Source organism: Streptomyces natalensis ATCC 27448, from assembly GCF_000935125.1.
Lineage (GTDB): Bacteria > Actinomycetota > Actinomycetes > Streptomycetales > Streptomycetaceae > Streptomyces > Streptomyces natalensis.
The window spans coordinates 296301-316210 of record NZ_JRKI01000061.1; the positions used below are offsets into that span (position 1 = coordinate 296301).

10 protein-coding genes are annotated in these 19910 nt (G+C 71.1%); 8 read left to right on the forward strand and 2 right to left on the reverse strand.

Features of this window, described 5'->3' with window-relative positions:
* Positions 1 to 12 precede the first annotated feature (12 nt).
* The gene (locus SNA_RS32055; protein WP_420823531.1) at positions 13 to 1269 is read right to left on the reverse strand and encodes a L,D-transpeptidase; all 1257 of its coding nucleotides are present in this window, start codon (positions 1267 to 1269) and stop codon (positions 13 to 15) included.
* 158 nt (positions 1270 to 1427) lie between these two features.
* Positions 1428 to 2702: a L,D-transpeptidase gene (locus SNA_RS32060; protein WP_078970347.1), complete on the reverse strand. Its 1275-nt coding sequence runs from the start codon at positions 2700 to 2702 to the stop codon at positions 1428 to 1430.
* A 214-nt stretch (positions 2703 to 2916) separates the two neighbouring features.
* On the opposite strand from SNA_RS32060, the gene glgX reads away from it, so the two are divergent.
* The 8 genes from glgX (at position 2917) to SNA_RS32100 (ending at position 19851) form a co-directional block, all read left to right on the forward strand.
* Entirely contained in the window at positions 2917 to 5175 is a 2259-nt protein-coding gene (gene glgX / locus SNA_RS32065; RefSeq protein ID WP_044367933.1) for a glycogen debranching protein GlgX, read from the forward strand.
* 104 nt (positions 5176 to 5279) lie between these two features.
* A complete protein-coding gene (locus tag SNA_RS32070) occupies positions 5280 to 7283 on the forward strand; it encodes an ABC transporter ATP-binding protein (RefSeq protein WP_078970348.1) in 2004 nt (667 codons plus the stop codon).
* The gene (locus SNA_RS32075; RefSeq protein WP_044367936.1) at positions 7280 to 9151 is read left to right on the forward strand and encodes an ABC transporter ATP-binding protein; all 1872 of its coding nucleotides are present in this window, start codon (positions 7280 to 7282) and stop codon (positions 9149 to 9151) included. Before SNA_RS32070 ends, SNA_RS32075 begins: the two co-directional genes overlap by 4 nt.
* 421 nt (positions 9152 to 9572) lie before the next feature.
* A complete protein-coding gene (locus SNA_RS32080) occupies positions 9573 to 11852 on the forward strand; it encodes a M4 family metallopeptidase (RefSeq protein ID WP_044367938.1) in 2280 nt (759 codons plus the stop codon).
* A gap of 308 nt (positions 11853 to 12160) precedes the next feature.
* On the forward strand, positions 12161 to 13798 hold the full coding sequence (locus SNA_RS32085; RefSeq protein WP_044367940.1) for a M4 family metallopeptidase: 1638 nt from the start codon (positions 12161 to 12163) through the stop codon (positions 13796 to 13798).
* A 659-nt stretch (positions 13799 to 14457) separates the two neighbouring features.
* Positions 14458 to 16461, forward strand: a complete 2004-nt coding sequence (locus SNA_RS32090) for an alpha-1,4-glucan--maltose-1-phosphate maltosyltransferase (RefSeq protein WP_044367942.1) — start codon at positions 14458 to 14460, stop codon at positions 16459 to 16461.
* Complete coding sequence (gene treS / locus SNA_RS32095; protein ID WP_044367943.1) at positions 16458 to 18179, forward strand: maltose alpha-D-glucosyltransferase; 1722 nt, start codon at positions 16458 to 16460, stop codon at positions 18177 to 18179. The genes SNA_RS32090 and treS overlap by 4 nt, the downstream gene beginning before the upstream one ends.
* Positions 18180 to 18408: 229 nt before the next feature.
* Positions 18409 to 19851, forward strand: a complete 1443-nt coding sequence (locus tag SNA_RS32100; protein ID WP_044367945.1) for a maltokinase N-terminal cap-like domain-containing protein — start codon at positions 18409 to 18411, stop codon at positions 19849 to 19851.
* Positions 19852 to 19910 lie beyond the last annotated feature (59 nt).

Genomic DNA, 19910 nt, shown 5'->3' on the forward strand with positions numbered 1-19910 from the left:
CAGTGCCCTGGGTCACAGCCCGGTCCGCGGCCGGCGCCCCGCCTTCCACTTCTCCCAGGAGAGGTTCCAGTCACCGAAGCCGTTGTCCGGCTGGATCGTTTCGTCGTGCGCGTTCTTGACGATCACCACATCGCCGATCCGGGAGTGGTCGAAGAACCACGCCGCCGGGGTCGACGGGTCCCCGCCGCCGCGCTCGTCGAACAGGCCCACACAGCCGTGGCTGGCGTTGCGGGTGCCGAAGGCGTCCCGGCCGGACCAGTAGTTGCCGTGGATGAAGGTGCCGGACGTGCTCAGCCGCATCGCGTGCGGGACGTCCTTGATGTCGTACTGGCCGCCGAAGCCGACGGTGTCGCCGTTCATCCGCGTCACCGGATGCTTCTCGCTGATCACCATCTGGCCGTTGTACGTCTCGGTGCCCGGCGCGCCGGAGGTGATCGGAATGGTCTTGATCTTCTTGCCGTCGCGGACCACGGTCATCATCTTCGTCCCGGCGTCGACGGTGCTCACCTGGCTGCGGCCGATGGTGAACGCGACCGTCTTGGCCTGGGTGCCGTAGACACCGGGGCGGCCCTCGACGCCGTCGAGGTCGAGGCGGACGGTGACCCTGGTGCCCGCCGCCCAGTACTTCTCGGGGCGGAGGTCGAGGCGGTCGTTGCCGAACCAGTGGCCCGCTATCGGCACCGACGGCTCGGCGGTGACCTTGATGGCGTCCTGGACGGCCTCGGGGTGGGTGATACCGCGACTGAAGCGGATCGAGACCGGCATCCCGACGCCGACCTGCCGGCCGTTCTCGGGGGTGTACTGGCCTATGAAGGTGTTCTTGGGGACGAGGGTGGTGAACTTCGCGTGCTCGGCGGCCTCGCGGCCCTTGGCGTCCACCGCCACCGCGTCGACGGTGTACTCCGTCGAGGCGCCCAGATGGCCGCTGGGCCGCCACGACGCACCGCCGCCGGATATCTTCCCGGCCACCTCATTGCCCTTCGGGTCGGTGACCTTGACGGACTTCAGCCTGCCCTTCTTGGCGGTCACCGCCAGCGCACCGCTGGTGGCGACGCCGTCCGCGCCGTCCTTGGGCGCGATCGTCACCGCGGCCTGCGAGGCGGCCCGGTCGCTCCCCGCCTTCCCGGACGCCTTCCCGCCGTCGGCTTCGTCACCACCGCACGCGGTCACCAGCAGCAGCATCGAGCCGAGCAGCAGTGCCAGCACACCGCCGCTCCCGTGTGGCCGCCGCCGGCGAGCCGGCTCCCCCGCAATCGGCTGCACTGTCACTCCTGGCCCCTTTTCCCCTCGTCGCCCCCGCGCGGACCTGCGGTCTCCCGCGCGCGCACGCACCGCGCGCCTGTCGTCAGACAACCACATCGCACTGACAGTGAACTCCCCGCCGAGGTCACCGTTCAGTCCCAAGTGCGCGCGGGCGAGGGCGGAGATCAGCGCAGCGCGCTGCCCCGCTTCCACTGCTGCCACGTCATGTTCCAGCCGCCGAGCCCGTTGTCCGGAGCGACGGTGCCTGCCGGGCCCCGGCCCCGGGAGTGGCGCACCTGCACGATGTCGCCGACGATCGACTGTCGGAAGAGCCGGTCGGCCGGGGTCCCACGGCCGCCGCCCCTGGTGTCCCTGAGGCCGACACAGCCGTGGCTGGTGTTGCGGGTGCCGAAGACCCGGGCCCCCGCCCAGTAGTTGCCGTGCACAAAGGTCCCGGACCGGGTCAGCCGCATCGCGTGCGGGACGTCCTTGATGTCGTAGGCGCCGCCGAAGCCGACGGTGTGCCCGTTCATCCGGGTCACCGTACGGCGTTCCAGGATCACCATCGTGCCGTTGTAGGTGGGGTTCTTGGCGTCGCCCGCGGTGACGGGGTAGGTGGCCAGCACCCGGCCGTTGCGGCGCACCGTCAGGGTGTGCCGGGCGGCGTCCACGGTGGCGGTCTGGTCGCGGCCGACGTGGTAATGGACCGTCTTGCTCTGGATGCCGTACGTGTGCGGCCCGCCCCGGATCCCGCGCAGCCGCAGCCGGACGGCGATATCGGTGCCGGACCGCCAGTGCTTACGGGGACGGAAGTCCAGCCTCCGGTTGCCGAACCAGTGGGGGGCGATCTCGACGGACGGGCGGGCGGTGACACTGATGGCGCGCTGGACGGCCGCCCGGTCGGCGATCGGCCGGCTGAACTCCAGCGAGACGATCAGGCCGGCGCCGACGGTGGTGCGGTCCTCGGGGTGGAAGACGCCCACGAACGCGCCGGGGGGCACGGACGTGGTGAAGGTGACGTGCCGGACGGCGCGGTGGCCGGCGTCGTCGCGGGCCACCACGTCGACGGTGTAGCGCACACCGGGGGCGAGCCCGCCCGGTGCCGGGCGCCAGACCCGGCCGTCCGGTGAGATCCGGCCGGCCACCCGCTGCCGGCCCGCGTCCCCGGTGCGCACGACCTCGACACGCTCCAGGTGCCCGGTGCGCACCTCCACCTCGAAGCGCCCGCCGGCCCGTACGCCGCGTGCGCCGTCGTGCGGGACGATCCGGATCGCTTCCTTCAGGGAGCGCGGTTTGTCCCCGTCGAAGCCCTCCGAGGAGGAGCAGCCGGCGGGCAGCAGCAGGGCGGCCAGCGCGGCCAGGGCGGCGAAGCGGATGCGCCGTCGGCGCGCCCGGGGGCGCCCGCGGCCGGGCGCCGGTTCTGCCGGATCCTTCACTGAGCGCTGCGTACCGCCGGTCATGGATCGCATTGTGACGGATCAGGACGAAACGAGCGGGAATGCCATGCCCTTGAATGTCACGAGGCGCCGGGAACACCGACGAGGCTCCGGCCCGAAGCGTGAGGCAACGCCCGGTTGCGGGCAGAACAACGGGGAGGGCGGGGACAGGCGCGGGGCCGGACACCCGGGCACGGGCCGCCGCCCGACCGAGCCCCGAGCCGCAGGAGGCCGGCACGTGTCGAGCGCACCCGAGCAGGAGGCGGTCCAGGGCGGGGCGCTCGCCCCGCCCGCCGCTGTCCGCCCCGGCAGCCCCACCCCCCTGGGGGCCCATTACCGCACCGGACCCGACGGCGTCACGGGCACCAACTTCGCCCTGTGGGCGGGCGGTGCCGAGGCCGTGGAGGTCTGTCTCTTCGACGACGAGGACCGCGAGAGCCGCCATCCGCTGACCGAACTGACCCATGAGATCTGGCACGGCTTCCTGCCCGGTGTGCACCCCGGACAGCGCTACGGCTACCGGGTGCACGGCCGCTGGGACCCCTGGACCGGCGCCCGCTGGAATCCGGCCAAACTGCTGCTCGACCCGTACGCCAGGGCCGTGGACGGCGACTTCGGCACCCGAACGGAGTCGGTGGGCGCCGGGCGCGCACTGCCCGCCCAGCTCTACGGGCATGTCCGCGACTGGCCCGAACAGCGGGTCGCCGACACCGTGCGCGACGACCGCGATTCGGCGCCGTACGTCCCCAAAGGGGTGGTGGTCGGCGGCACCGGGGCCGACGGGGGCGAGGACGACGACGCATGGCGCGACGACCGCCGGCCCAAGACCCCATGGCCGGATTCCATCCTCTACGAGCTGCATGTGCGCGGTTTCACCATGCGGCACCCGGGGATCCCGGAGCGGCTGCGCGGTACGTATGCGGGACTGGCCCACCCCGCTGCCCTGGACCATCTCGTCCGGCTCGGGATCACCGCGGTCGAGCTGCTGCCGGTCCATCAGTTCGCCCACGAGGACCATCTCGTCCGCCGGGGGCTGCGCAACTACTGGGGCTACAACTCCATCGGCTATTTCGCGCCACACGCCGGTTACGCCGCCACCGGCACCCGCGGCCAGCAGGTCGGTGAGTTCCAGCGGATGGTGCGGGCGCTGCACGACGCCGGCATCGAGGTCATCCTGGACGTCGTCTACAACCACACCGCCGAGGCGGGCGAACGGGGCCCGACCCTGAGTCTGCGCGGCATCGACAACCGCGGCTACTACCGCCTGTCGGGTGACGCCCGCCGCTACGCCGACTACACCGGCTGCGGCAACACCCTGCACGTCGTCCAGCCGCACGTCCTGCGGCTGATCACCGACTCGCTGCGCTACTGGGTCACCGAAATGGGCGTCGACGGCTTCCGCTTCGACCTCGCCGCCGCCCTGGCCCGCTCCCTGCACGACGTCGACATGCTCTCCCCGTTCCTCGCCGTCATCGCCCAGGACCCCGTGCTGCGCCGGGTCAAACTCATCGCCGAGCCCTGGGACGTCGGCTCCGGCGGCTATCAGGTCGGCGCCTTCCCGCCCCTGTGGACGGAGTGGAACGACCGCTACCGCGACACCGTCCGCGACTTCTGGCGCGGCGCCCAGCACGATGTGCGCGATCTGGGCTACCGCCTGTCGGGGTCCAGCGACCTGTACGCCTGGGGCGGCCGCCGCCCGTACGCCTCGGTCAACTTCATCACCGCCCACGACGGTTTCACCCTGCGCGACCTGGTCACCTACGAGCACAAGCGCAACGGCGACAACGGGGAGGGCAACCGGGACGGGACCCACGACAACCGGTCGTGGAACTGCGGCACCGAGGGCGAGACCGACGACCCCGCTGTCACCGCCCTGCGCCACCGCCAGCTGCGCAACTTCCTGACCACCCTCCTGCTGTCCACCGGGGTCCCGATGCTCGTCGCGGGCGACGAGATGGGGCGCACCCAGCACGGCAACAACAACGCCTACTGCCAGGACAACCCCACCGGGTGGGTCGACTGGTCGCTGCTCACGGACCCCCGGTGGCGCCCGCTGGCCGACCTCGCCGCCCGGCTGATCGCGCTGCGCCGCGCCCATCCCGTACTGCGCCGCCGCGCCTTCTTCTCCGGCCGCCCCCAGGGGCGGGGCGGACTGCGCGATCTGGCCTGGTTCACCGCGGGCGGCACGGAGATGACCGAGGCGGACTGGTACGCCCCCGGGGCCACCCTGGGCATGTACCTCTCCGGCAACGACATCTCCCAGCGCGACGCCCTCGGCGACCGCATCGTCGACGACAGCTTCCTCGCGGTGCTGCACGCCGAGGCCCACCCCCGGCCCTTCGTCCTGCCCGGCCCGCCGTGGGCAAGGGCGTACGAGCTGCTGGTCGACACGGCGCGCGAGGAGCAGCCGGGGGCGGCCGAGGCGCCGTATCCGGCCGGGGGCGAGGTGGGTCTGCCGGGGCGGTCGGTGCTGCTGTTCCGCGCCGTACCGGGCTGAGGCGTCGCCGGGGATGTCACGGCCGGCGCGGTCTCGTCCGCGCCAACTTCCGTGCGGCGAAAACCACATGAGCATTGTCAGTGGTGCGCCTTACGCTCGCGAGTGTGGCCCCCACCGCGAATGCACAGACGACGTCCGGACAGACATCCACCGACCCGACCCCGGCCCCGGCAGCGGACCCGGCGCCGTTACCGGCCGCTGCGGCCGCCGCCCCGCGGCACTCCGCCGTCCGTTCGCTGCTGCGGCTGTGGCCGTTCGTGCGGCCGGTGCGCGCGCGGTTGTTCACGGCGGCGTTCGTGGCGGTGGTCGCCTCGTGCCTCGGGCTGGTCATCCCGCTGGTCCTCAAGTGGCTGGTGGACGGGCCGGTGGCGGTGCGCGATCCGGGCGAGGTGTGGCTGGGCGGCGGCTGTCTGCTGCTGCTCGGGGTGGCCGAGGCGGGGCTGTTCGGGCTGCGGCGCTGGCTGGTGGCGCGGCCGCTGGCGAGCGTCGAGGCCGCCATGCGCGAGGCGCTCTACCACCATCTCCAGCGGCTGCCGGTCGCCTTCCACGACCGCTGGGCCTCGGGCCAGCTGCTCTCCCGCGCCACCACCGATCTGACCCTGCTGCGCCTCTTCCTCGCCTTTCCGCTGACGTTCCTGCTGGTCAACGGCACGACGATCGTGGTGGGCTGCGTGCTGCTGATGGTGCAGCGCTGGTCGCTGGGGCTGGTGCTGCTGGGGCCGTTGCTGCCGCTGATGGTGATGTGTTCGGTGCTGGAGTCCCGGTATGCGCTCGCCGCCCGGCGGGCCCAGGACCAGCTGGGCGATCTGACGACGGTGGTCGAGGAGTCAGTGCTCGGCATCCGGATCATCAAGGGGTTCGGCCGCCACCGCAGCCAGGCCCGCGCCTTCGAGCGGCTGACGCGGCAGATCCGCACGACCGAGCTGCACAAGGCCCGGCTGCTGGCCTGGATCTGGGGCGTGATCACCCTGCTCCCGGAGCTGGCCATCGCCACGGCCCTGGTGCTGGGCACGCTCCAGGTGGCCGACGGCGCGCTGTCCCCGGGCACCCTGGTCGCCTTCCTCTCGACGGCGCTGGCGCTGCGCTGGCCGGTGGACTCCATCGGCTTCCTGCTGGCCATGAGCAACGAGGCGGCGACGGCCACGGACCGGTACTTCGAGGTCCTGGACGTGCCGGCCGTGGACGACGAAGGGGCGGCGGGCGGGAACGGCGTACGGAACGGGCCCGCCAACGGGACGGCCGACGCGGGCGAAGCGGGCGAAGCTGGTGAAGCTGGTGAAGCGCCGGACGCTGCCGACACCTGCGAACGCGAACGCCCCGTCGACGGGCTGCGCTTCGAGGGCGTGGAGTTCTCCTACCCCGACGCCCCGGCGGACGGCCCGCCCACCCTCCGGGGCGTGGACCTGCACATCCGCTCCGGCGAGACGATGGCCCTGGTGGGCGCGACCGGCAGCGGGAAGACGACCCTGACGGCGCTGGTGCCGCGGCTCTACGACCCCACCGCGGGGCGGATCACCCTCGACGGCCGCGATCTGGCGACCCTGGAGAGGGAGGAGGCCCGCGCGCTGGTGTCGGTCGCCTTCGAGGAGCCCACCCTGTTCTCGGCCACGGTGGCGGACAACGTCCTGATGGCCCACCCCGGCGCCCCCGCCCCCTCCGGTGCCACGGACTCCCAGGAGGCCGATCTCTTACGGGCGTTGGAGGTGGCCCAGGCCGACGGATTCGTCCGCGCCCTGCCCCAGGGCACCACCACCCAGGTGGGCGAGCAGGGCCTGAGCCTGTCCGGCGGTCAGCGCCAGCGGCTCGCGCTCGCCCGCGCGGTGGTGGGCCGCCCCCGCTTCCTGATCCTGGACGATCCGCTCTCCGCACTCGATGTGCACACCGAGGCCCTGGTGGAGGCCGCCCTGCGCCGGGTGCTGGCCACCACCACCGCCCTGGTCGTCGCCCACCGGCCGTCCACGGTCCTGCTCGCCGACCGGGTGGCACTGCTCTCCGGTGGCCGGATAACCGCCGTCGGCACCCATCACGAACTGCTGCGGGACAACGCCGAATACGCCGCGCTGATGTCCGGCGAGCCCGGCCGCCAGGACAGGGAGGACGCCCGATGACGACCACCGCGGCCCATGCGCCGGCCGACGGCGACCACGAGGAGACCGGCCCGCCCCAGGGCGCCGAGGAGCACGGGCCCGACGCCTTCGAACGGGATGTGCTGCCCGCTCCCCCGCACGCCTCGCGCACCCTGCTGCGGTCCCTGCTGGCGCCGTACCGGGCCCGGGTCTGGCTGACGGCCGCGGTGCTGCTGGTCCAGCAGGCCGCCGTGCAGGCGGGCCCGCTGCTCGTGGCGTACGCCCTCGACCGTGCCGTACCGGCGCTGCGGGCGGGCGAGAGAGGGCCACTGATCGCGGTGGCGGTGACGGCCGCGCTCTGCGCCGCCCTGTCCGGGGGCCTCCAGTTCGCCTTCATCGGCCTCTCCGCCCGGGTCAGCCAGGACGTGCTGCGCGATCTGCGCGGCCGGATCTTCGGCCACGGCCAGGCCCTGAGCCTGGACTTCCACGAGCGCTACACCTCCGGCCGGCTGATATCCCGGGCCACCACCGACGTCGAGTCGCTGCGCGAACTCCTCGACGAGGGCCTCCAGGAACTGATCGTCATCGTCCTCCAGACCCTCTACATCACCGCGACGCTGCTCTGGCTGGATGTGGGCCTGGGCGCCGCGGCCGTCGTCTCCGCCGGGCCGCTCTACCTCCTCGTCCGCTCCTTCCAGCGCCGCTCGCGCCGCGTCTACGGCGCCAAGTCCACCGCCACCGCGTCCTTCATCGTGAAGTTCACCGAGACCATGAACGGCATCCGCCCGGTCAAGGCGTTCCGCCGCGAGCGGCCCAACGACGCCGCCTTCGCCCGGCTGAACCACCGCCATGAGCGGATCAACGGCGACGCCATCCTGGAGATGGCCCGCTACGTCGTCTCCTCCCGGCTGGTGGCCAACGTCGCGGTGGCCGCGCTCGTCCTGTGGGGCGCCTACCGCGTCGCCGTCGGCGGCCTCGCGCTCGGCGTGCTGGCCGCGGCGGTGCTCTACCTGCGCCGCCTGTACGACCCCATCGACCGGCTCGGTATGTTCCTCAACTCCTATGAGGCGGCGGCGGCTTCGCTGGAAAAGATCGCCGGGCTGCTCGCCCAGCGGCCCACCGTCCCCGAGCCCGCCGCACCGCGTGCGCTGCCCGCCGCCGCGGCCGGCCGGCCCGGCCGGGAGGTGGAGTTCGACGGCGTACGCTTCGCCTACCGCACCGGCGGCGAGGTGCTGCCCCGCTTCGGACTGACCCTCGCGGCCGGCACGACCACCGCCGTGGTGGGCTCCACCGGGGCGGGCAAGTCCACCCTCGCCAAGCTGCTGGCCCGCTTCTACGACCCCACCGAGGGCCGGATCCTGCTCGACGGCGTCGATCTGCGCGAGCTGTCCACCGCCGAACTGCGCCGCGGCGTGGTGATGGTCACCCAGGAGGCGTTCCTCTTCTCCGGCACGGTCGCCGACAACATCGCCCTCGGCCGCCCGGACGCCTCCCGCGAGGAGATCGAACGGGCCGCGAAGGCCATCGGCGCCCATGACTTCATAGCCGCCCTGCCGGACGGCTACGACACCGACGTCCGCAAGCGCGGCGGCCGCATCTCCGCAGGCCAGCGGCAGCTCGTCGGCTTCGCCCGGGCGCTGCTCGCCGACCCGTCCGTGCTCATCCTGGACGAGGCCACCAGTTCCCTGGACATCCCCGGCGAACGGGCCGTGCAGCGCGCCATGGACACCGTGCTGCGCGGCCGCACCGCGGTGATCATCGCCCACCGCCTGTCCACGGTCGAAACCGCCGACCGCGTCCTGGTCATGTCCGCCGGCCGGATCGTCGAGGACGGCCCGCCCGCCGAACTGGCCACCGGTCACGGCCACTTCGCCCGCCTGCACCGCGCCTGGCGGGAGAGCGTGGGGTAGCCGGGCGACCCGGCCGGGGCCGGAGCGCGGCACGGCCGCCCCGGCCCGCCTCGTCCGGCTTCCGGACACCGATTCCGCCCAACGGACGTTTTCCGGCCAATTAGTTGAACGGACCCTGACAACCGGCCATCCGTGGTGGGACTCTTCCCCGCAACCGCCGCACGGGCCCCCACAGCACCACGCCCGCCCGGCCGCCGTACCACCGGCACCACCTGCACTGCCTGCACCGTCTGCACGACAGTCACGTCCGCACACCAGGCACGTGTCCGCGTGTGCACGCGTGCACCTCCACCCGCGCACCACCGTACGTCTCCCCCCACACGCTCCAAGAGTTCTGCCTCGCTCTGCCCGGACGGCCGACAGGCCGCCCGGTCCCCCTCGGCCGCACCGTCATGTCGCGGCCACCGCAGAAGGAGTCAGTGTGAGACGCACCCCCCATGGACGCGCCGTTGCGACCGGCGCGCTCGTCGCCGTCACTGCAATGCTCGGCGTCGGAATCCAGGCCGGCACCGGCACGGCGGCCGCCCCGCGGCACGGCACCACACACGCCGTACCCCGCCCCGGCGCCCTGCCGGCCAAGCTGTCCCCGTCCCAGCGTGCGGAGCTGATACGGCAGGCCGGCGCGACCACCGCCCGCACCGCCAAGCTGCTGAAGCTGGGCGGGAAGGAGCAGCTGATCGTCAAGGACGTCTCGAAGGACGTCGACGGCACCGTCCACACCCGCTATGCCCGCACCTACGACGGACTGCCGGTGCTCGGCGGCGATCTCGTCGTGCACCAGAGCCGCAACGGCGCGCTCAAGGGCGTCACCAAGGCCGTCCGCTCGCAGATCAGGGTGGCGAGCACCACCGCCACGGTGCATCCGGCCGCGGCCGCGGCGAAGGCCGTCAAGGCGGCGCAGGCGCTCGGGTCGAAGAAGACCGCGGCGGCCAAGGCACCGCGCAAGGTGGTCTGGGTCGCCGACGGCAAGCCGGTCCTCGCGTACGAAACGGTCGTCGGCGGACTTCAGGACGACGGCACGCCCAACCAGCTGCATGTCATCACCGACGCCACCACCGGCGCCCGGATCTTCCAGTACCAGGGCATCGAGAACGGCGTCGGCAACAGCGAGTACAGCGGCAAGGTCACCATCGGGACGTCCGGCTCGGCGCCGAACTTCTCGATGACCGACCCCACCCGCGGCAACCACAAGACCTACGACCTCAAGCACGGCTCGTCGGGGACGGGTTCGCTGTTCACCGACGCCGATGACACCTGGGGCGACGGGACGACGCACAACGCCCAGACCGCCGGTGTGGACGCCGCCTACGGCGCGCAGGAGACCTGGGACTACTACAAGAACGTGCACGGCCGCAGCGGCATCAAGGGCGACGGCGTCGGCGCGTACTCGCGTGTCCACTACGGCGACAGCTACGTCAACGCCTTCTGGGACGACAGCTGCTTCTGCATGACATACGGCGACGGCAGCGGCAACAACGACCCGCTGACCTCGCTGGACGTGGCCGGCCACGAGATGTCGCACGGTGTCACCGCGGCCACCGCAGCCCTGGAGTACAGCGGCGAGTCCGGCGGCCTCAACGAGGCGACCTCGGACATCTTCGGCACCTCGGTCGAGTTCTACGCCAACAACCCCGCCGACCCCGGTGACTACCTCATCGGCGAGAAGATCAACATCAACGGCGACGGCACCCCGCTGCGCTACATGGACAAACCCTCCAAGGACGGCTCCTCGGCGGACTACTGGTCGAGCAACGTCGGCGACAAGGACGTGCACTACTCCTCCGGCGTCGCCAACCACTTCTTCTACCTGCTGTCCGAGGGCAGCGGCGCGAAGGACATCAACGGCGTCCACTACGACAGCCCGACCTACGACGGCCTGCCCGTTCCGGGCATCGGCCGGGCCAACGCCGAGAAGGTGTGGTTCAAGGCGCTCACCCAGTACATGAACGCCAACACCGACTACGCGGGCGCCCGTACCGCCACGCTTCAGGCCGCGGCGGACCTCTTCGGCCAGGGCAGCGCCTCGTACAACACGGTCGCCAACACCTGGGCGGCGGTCAATGTCGGCTCGCGCGTCCCGGACGGCGGCGGGGTCACCGTCACCAACCCGGGCAACCAGACCAGCACCGTGGGCCAGGCGGCGAGCCTCCAGATCAAGGCCAGCAGCGGGACGGCGGGCGCGCTGACGTACGCCGCCGGCGGGCTGCCGGCCGGGCTGTCGCTCAATGCGAGCACCGGTCTGATCTCCGGGACGCCGACCACGGCCGGAACCAGCACCGTCAACGTGACGGTGACCGATTCCGCGAAGAAGACCGGTACGGCCTCCTTCACCTGGACCGTCAACGCGGCAGGCGGCGGCAGCGTCTTCGAGAACTCCGACGACGTGGCAATCCCGGACGCGGGCGCGGCGGTCACCTCGCCGATCACCGTCAGCCGCAGCGGCAAGGCGCCGAGCACGCTGAAGGTCGGGGTGGACATCGTGCACACCTACCGCGGTGACCTGGTCATCGACCTGATCGCCCCGGACGGCACGGCGTACCGGCTGAAGAAATCCGACCCGTACGACTCCGCGGCGAACGTGAAGACGACGTACACCGTCAACGCCTCGACCGAGACGGCGAGCGGGACCTGGAAGCTGCGGGTCCAGGACGTCTACTCGGAGGACTCGGGCTACATCAACGACTGGAAGCTCACGTTCTGACGGTGCGGCCTCGTCGGTCTTCATCTTCGCTTCATCTTGATGTGTTCAAGGGGGCGGCGGATGGGCCGGGAGGCGGGTTGCACCTCAACTGACCAGTGAGGGAGGCGAGTTGGGCGTTGCCCCGGGGAGTGCTGGGGCGACGCCCCCTTTCCGTTAAACGGACGGCGGGATCCACTCAACGGACGAATTTCGGCCAAACCTTTAACAGACTCCTGACATGCACGCGTTCGAATGGCAGTCTTCCCGAACGCACGTCACACCCGCATCGCTTTGCACCCCCACCACTTGGCAAAGTTGAAGGAGTCCGCGTGACCCCCCGCATATCCCGTAAGACCCGTGTGACCGGTACCGCCCTCGCGGCGGCGGCCCTTCTGGCCGCCGGCATCACGGTTGGCACGGCCGGCGCCTCGCCGGCCCCGAAGCAGCCCACCCCACTGGGCGGCTCCCCGCTGGTGCTCAGCGCCTCGCACCGCGCCGAACTGCTGCGCGACGCGGACGCCACCAAGGCGCACACCGCGGCCGCCCTCGGCCTCGGCTCGCAGGAGAAGCTGCACGTCAAGGACGTCATCAAGGACGTCGACGGCACCACGCACACCCGCTACGAGCGCACCTACGGCGGACTGCCGGTCCTCGGCGGCGACATGGTCGTCCACACGGCCCCGGGCGGCGCCATCAAGAGCACCACCAAGGCGACCGGCAAGCGCATCGCGGTCGCCTCCACCACGGCGAAGATCGCGCCGTCGGCCGCCCAGCAGTCGGCGCAGGGCGTCGCCGCCAAGACCCTCGGCGCCAAGTCGCCCGCGGCGAAGAGCGCGCGCAAGGTCGTCTGGGCCGCCTCCGGCACCCCGACCCTCGCCTACGACACCGTCGTCACCAGCGTCGCCAAGGACGGCACGCCCAGCAAGCTGCACGTCATCACCGACGCCAACACCGGCAAGAAGCTCTTCCAGTACGACGAGATCCACACCGGCAAGGGCGAGAGCGAGTACAGCGGCAGCGTCGAGCTCGGCACCAAGAAGGACGGCAACAAGTTCACGCTGACCGACGACGGGCGCGGCGGCCACAAGACCCTCGACCTCGGGAACAGCGAGAGCGGCGACGGCAAGCCGTTCTCGGACGATGACGACAACTGGGGCACGGGCAAGCCCGACGACCCCCAGACCGCCGCCGTCGACGCGCACTACGGTGCGGCCGAGACCTGGGACTACTACAAGAACGTGCAGGGCCGCAGCGGCATCAAGGGCGACGGCAAGGGCGCCACGTCCCGCGTCCACTACGGCAAGGGCTACGTCAACGCCTTCTGGGACGACAGCTGCTTCTGCATGACCTACGGCGACGGCCAGGGCGACAAGAAGCCGCTCACCGCGCTGGACGTGGCGGCGCACGAGATGTCGCACGGTGTCACCGCCGCGACCGCCAACCTGGAGTACAGCGGCGAGTCCGGCGGCCTCAACGAGGGCACCTCGGACATCTTCGGCACCTCGGTCGAGTTCTACGCCAAGAACGCCAAGGACCCGGGCGACTACCTCATCGGCGAGAAGATCGACATCAACGGTGACGGCAAGCCGCTGCGCTACATGGACAAGCCCAGCAAGGACGGCCAGTCGAAGGACTTCTGGGACTCCAGCACCGGTGGCCTCGACCCGCACTACTCCTCGGGCGTCGCCAACCACTTCTTCTACCTGCTGTCCGAGGGCAGCGGCGCGAAGGAGATCAACGGCGTCAAGTACGACAGCCCGACGGCGGACGGCTCCAAGGTCACCGGCATCGGCCGGGACAAGGCCGAGAAGATCTGGTTCAAGGCCCTGACCGCGTACATGACGTCCAACACCGACTACAAGGGTGCCCGCGAGGCGACCGTCAAGGCCGCCACGGACCTCTACGGCAAGGACAGCGCCGAGGTCAAGGGCGTCGAATCGGCCTGGGTCGGCGTCGCGGTCAAGTAACACATCGTCAAGTAGCACATCGCGATCAGGCAACACGGCGCGGTCACGTACCGCACTGCGTGCGAATGCGCTGATCGGCCCGGGGTGAAGCACCCCGGAGCGGGCGGTGTCCGGAGATCCTCCGGGCACCGCCTTCGCGCGTCGTGACGCAAAGCGACGACACCCCCTCGGCATCCCCCGTCACCCTGGCCCCCCTCCGCCCGTACTACCGCGTACGTCGATATGGCCGATTCCACCCCCTCAGGCGCTCTTGTACGGACCCTCTCCTGGCGAGAGGCTGCGGTGTGGCGCCGACGGGCCCGGTGCGGCACCGGACTTGCGCAAACGCACCTCGCTTGTGATTCAAATCTCTTGTGATGCACCGGAGTTGAGGAGGCGACCCCCTCGTGTCAGCGCTTTTGTGCCCCGCCCCGCGGGAGTTCTGACGGATGCCCGACGGTCCACGGCCGGCCCAGGGTTACGAACGAGTAGTTCACCTGCGCACCGGATTGCCCGGCGGCGCGCCGCGGGCAGGCTCTCCCGTAGGGCCGTCGCCCGCCGCGGTCGCCGCCAACCGAGTGAAAGCGGACAGGAGCGCCGATGCCCGGACCCCGCCCCCCTACCGTGGAGCGGATAGAAAGGACAAAATCGCGCAGAGCATCACTAGCCCAGGTGAGCCCATGATCGGTCGCATCCCTGTACTGGACATCCGCCCGCAGATCGACTGCGGCCGCCGCCCGGCGAAGGCGGTGGTCGGCGAGACGCTGGAGGTTTCGGCCACCGTCTTCCGCGAAGGCCACGACGCGGTCGCGGCGAATGTCGTCCTCCGCAACCCCGCCGGCCGCTGCGGCCCCTGGACCCCGATGCACGAGGCCGCCCCCGGCACCGACCGCTGGCGGGCCGAGGTCACCCCCGGCCTCGAAGGCCGCTGGACGTACACCGTCGAGGCCTGGTCCGACCCGCTCACCACCTGGCGCCGGCACGCCGCCGTCAAGATCCCCGCGGGCATGGACACCGAACTCACCTTCACCGAGGGCGCCGAGCTGTACGAACGGGCCGCCGCCGACGTCCCCAAGAGCGACGGCCGCGAGGCGGTGCTGGACGCCGTCGACGCGCTGCGCAACACCGAACTCCCCGCCGCCGCCCGGCTCGCCGCCGCCCTCGTCCCCGAGGTCACCGCGGCCCTGAGTCGCCATCCGCTGCGCGAACTGCTCACCGTCTCCCGCCCGATGCCGCTGGTCGTCGAGCGCCAACGCGCCCTGTACGGCTCGTGGTACGAGCTCTTCCCGCGCTCCGAGGGCGCGGTCACGGCCCCGGACGGCAGCGTCGTCTCCGGCACCCTGCGCACCGCCGCCGAACGGCTGCCCGCCGTCGCCGCGATGGGCTTCGACGTGGTCTACCTCCCGCCCGTCCACCCCATCGGCACCGCCTTCCGCAAGGGCCGCAACAACGCGCTGTCCGCCGGGCCGGACGACGTCGGCTCCCCCTGGGCGATCGGCTCCGCCGACGGCGGCCACGACGCCCTCCACCCGGACCTGGGCACCTTCGAGGACTTCGACCACTTCGTGCGCACCGCCCGCGATCTGCGGATGGAGGTGGCCCTGGACCTCGCCCTCCAGTGCTCCCCCGACCACCCCTGGGTCGAGCAGCGCCCGCAGTGGTTCCACCACCGCGCCGACGGCTCCATCGCCTACGCCGAGAACCCGCCGAAGAAGTACCAGGACATCTACCCCCTCGCCTTCGACACGGACTTCCGGGGGCTGGTGCGCGAGACGGAGCGGCTGCTGCGCTTCTGGATGGCCAAGGGCGTACGGATCTTCCGCGTCGACAATCCGCACACCAAACCGGTGGCGTTCTGGGAGAAGGTGCTGGCCGACATCAACCGCACCGACCCCGATGTCCTGTTCCTGGCCGAGGCGTTCACCCGTCCCGCGATGGTGCACACCCTCGCGCAGATCGGTTTCCACCAGTCGTACACCTACTTCACCTGGCGCAACACCAAGCAGGAGCTGACCGAATACCTCACCGAGCTGTCCCGCGTCAGCGCGGACTATCTGCGGCCGAATTTCTTCGTCAACACCCCGGACATCCTGCACGCCTACCTTCAAAACGGCGGCCGCACGGCCTTCGAGGTGCGCGCCGTACTGGCCGCCACGCTCTCTCCCACCTGGGGCGTCTACGCAGGCTACGAGCTGTGCGAGGGGACCGCGCTGCGAGCGGGCAGCGAGGAGTACCTCGACTCCGAGAAGTACCAACTGCGCCCCCGCGACTGGGAGTCGGCGGCCCGCGAAGGGCGTACCATCGCCCCCCTCATCACCGCGCTCAACCGCATCCGCCGCCGCCATCCGGCGCTCCAGCAGCTGCGCAACCTGCACTTCCACCACGTCGACAACGATTCCGTGATCGCCTACTCCAAGCGGTCGGGCCACGGGGACGGAGCCGACACGGTGCTCACAGTGGTCAACCTCGATCCGCACCACACCCACGAGGCGACGGTGTCGTTGGACATGCCGGAACTCGGCCTCGGCCGGCACGATTCCTTGCCGGTGCGCGACGAGCTCACCGGCGACACCTACCACTGGGGCAGGGACAACTATGTGCGCCTGGAGCCGGGTCGTGCGCCCGCACCCGCTCATGTGCTGTCACTGCGACCGTCCTCACCGATCGGAGGGTCACCCAATTGATCGTCAATGAGCCCGTCCCCGACACATTCGAGGACACACCGGCGAAGGACCGTGATCCCGACTGGTTCAAACGGGCCGTCTTCTACGAAGTCCTGGTGCGGTCGTTCCAGGACAGCAACGGCGACGGCGTCGGGGATCTCAAGGGCATCACATCGAAGCTCGACTATCTGCAATGGCTGGGGGTGGACTGCCTGTGGCTGCCGCCGTTCTTCAAATCACCGCTGCGGGACGGCGGATACGATGTCTCCGATTACACCTCGGTGCTGCCCGAATTCGGTGATCTGGCCGACTTCGTGGAATTCGTGGACGCCGCACACCAGCGCGGTATGCGGGTCATCATCGATATGGTGATGAACCACACCAGCGATCAGCACCCGTGGTTCCAGGAGTCGCGCACCGACCCGGAAGGCCCGTACGGCGACTACTACGTCTGGGCGGACGACGACAAGCAGTACGGCGACGCCCGGATCATCTTCGTCGACACCGAGGCGTCCAACTGGACCTTCGACCCGGTGCGCAAGCAGTACTACTGGCACCGTTTCTTCTCCCATCAGCCGGATCTCAATTACGAGAACCCGGCGGTGCAGGAGGAGATGATCTCCGCCCTGCGGTTCTGGCTCGATCTGGGCATCGACGGTTTCCGGCTGGATGCGGTGCCGTATCTCTACGCCGAGGAGGGCACCAACTGCGAGAACCTGCCCGCCTCGCACGCCTTTCTCAAGCGGGTGCGCGCCGAGATCGATGCGCACTATCCGGACACCGTGCTGCTGGCCGAGGCCAACCAGTGGCCGGAGGACGTCGTCGACTACTTCGGTGATTACGCGGTCGGCGGCGACGAATGCCATATGGCGTTCCACTTCCCGGTCATGCCGCGGATCTTCATGGCGGTCCGCCGGGAATCGCGTTACCCGGTGTCGGAGATCCTCGCCAAGACCCCGGCGATTCCGTCCGGCTGCCAGTGGGGCATCTTCCTTCGCAACCACGACGAGCTGACCCTCGAAATGGTCACGGACGAAGAGCGCGACTATATGTACGCGGAATATGCGAAGGACCCGCGGATGCGCGCCAACATCGGCATCCGCCGCCGGCTCGCCCCGCTGCTCGACAACGACCGCAACCAGATCGAGCTGTTCACGGCGCTGCTGCTGTCGCTGCCCGGTTCGCCGATTCTCTATTACGGCGACGAGATCGGCATGGGCGACAACATCTGGCTCGGGGACCGCGATGCGGTGCGCACCCCGATGCAGTGGACGCCGGACCGCAACGCCGGATTCTCCTCCTGCGACCCGGGCCGGCTCTCGCTGCCGACGATCATGGATCCGGTCTACGGCTACCAGGTCACCAATGTGGAGGCGGCGATGTGTTCGCCCTCCTCGCTGCTGCACTGGACGCGCCGGATGATCGAGATCCGTAAGCAGAACCCGGCGTTCGGCCTCGGCAGCTACACCGAACTCCCCTCCAGCAACCCGGCGGTCCTCGCTTACCTGCGGGAATCGCCCGGCACCGGCGGCGCGGACGACGACCTCGTCCTGTGCGTGAACAACTTCTCGCGCTTTGCGCAGCCGACGGAGCTGGACCTCACGGCCTTCAGCGGCCGCCATCCGGTCGAACTGATCGGTGGCGTCCGCTTCCCGTCGATCGGCGAACTGCCGTACCTGCTCACCCTCGCGGGTCACGGGTTCTACTGGTTCCGGCTGCGCAAGAACCCCGCAGCCTGAGCCCCGCACGGGCGCCGACCGACCGGAGCCGCCCCACCGGGCGCGAGCTCCCAGAAATCCGCCCGTACGCGACCGTATGCGCGTACGGGCGTTTTTTGACCTTTCGCTCGGGCACATCTCCCCCGGACCTCCGTCTGGGGGTACCCCCACCGCGCCGCCGCACAGTCAAGGCCGCATTCCGGGACACTTTGCGCTAACTGTCGTGTGCCCGGGGAAAGGACGCGACGCCATGTCGGAGACCGCCTCGACCCGTGCCACCCGAAAGACCCCTGACCGTCCGCTGCACGCCGCCCCCGATCTGCTGTCCTCGCTCGCGCCGCTGCTCGCCGCCTGGGTGCCCCGCCAGCGCTGGTTCGCCGGCAAGGGACGGCTGATCACCGGCTTCTCGCTGGTCTCGGCGACCGAACTGCTGCCGTGCACCGGCGACGGCACCGCGCCGGGGATGGTGCAGCTGCTGGTACGCGCCCAGCAGGCCGCGCCGCCGAACCGGGCCACCGTCGCGGGCGACTGCTACCAGCTGCTGCTCGGGGTGCACGCCGCACTGCCGCCGCGGCTGGCACCGGCCGCGCTCGGCCGTCCCGCCGGCGGCCCGCTGCGCGGCCGTACCGTCTATGACGCGCTCCTCGACAACCGGCTGTGCGGGCTGCTGCTGGAACGGCTGCGGGTGCCCGGCCGGATCGGCGCGCTGCGCTTCTGCCGCGAGCCGGGCATGGAGCTGCCCTCTGGGCTGCCGGCCCGGCCGGTCACCACCGAGCAGTCCAACTCCTCGGTGGTGTACGGAGATACGTTCATCCTGAAGGTCTTCCGGCGGATCGCGCCCGGTCTCAACCCGGACCTGGAACTGCCGCGAGCGCTGGCCGGAGCCCACTGCCCGCGGGTGCCCGCGCCGGTGGCGTGGTTCGAGTCGGAGGCCCCTGAGGAGGGCGGCGAGCCGACCACCCTGGGCGTGCTCCAGCCCTATCTGCCGGACTCGGCGGACGGCTGGCAGCTGGCGCTCCACGCCCTGTCCGTACGGTCCGACTTCACCGGCCCGGCGCGGGCGCTGGGCCATGCCACCGCCGAGGTGCACACCGCGCTCGCCGGCGCGCTGCCGACCACCTCGCTGCACCGGCCGCAGCTGGCCGAGATCGCCGCCCGGATGCACGCACGGCTGGAGGCCACCGCCCGGGCCGTGCCCCTGCTGGAGCCCTACCGGCCGCGGCTGCGGACGGCGTTCGACGCGCTGGCCGCCCTCGGCCACGACGGGCGGGGCTGGGCCGCCCAGCGCATCCACGGCGATCTGCATCTGGGCCAGACGCTGCGCACCGCCGGCGAGGGCCGCTGGTCGCTGATCGACTTCGAGGGGGAACCGGCCCGGCCGCTGGCGGAACGCCGCCGCCTCCAGCCGGCGCTGCGCGATGTCGCCGCGATGCTGCGGTCCTTCGACTATGCGGCGCGCAGCGGTCCGTCCGGCGGCGACGCCTGGTCGCTGGAGTGGGCGCAGCGCACCCGCGACGCCTACTGCCTCGGCTATGCCGAGGCGGGCGGCCTCGATCCGCACGCGGCGCCCGAGCTGATGCGCGCCTACGAGACCGACAAGGCCGTCTACGAGGTGCTGTACGAGGCCCGGCACCGGCCCGACTGGCTGGCCGTCCCGATGGCCGCGGTCCGTCGGCTGGCGGCGGGCGACTGACCCGTGACCCCCGTGCCCCCGTACGTCCCGTGACCCCTGTTCCGTTGCCCGTGCTCCAC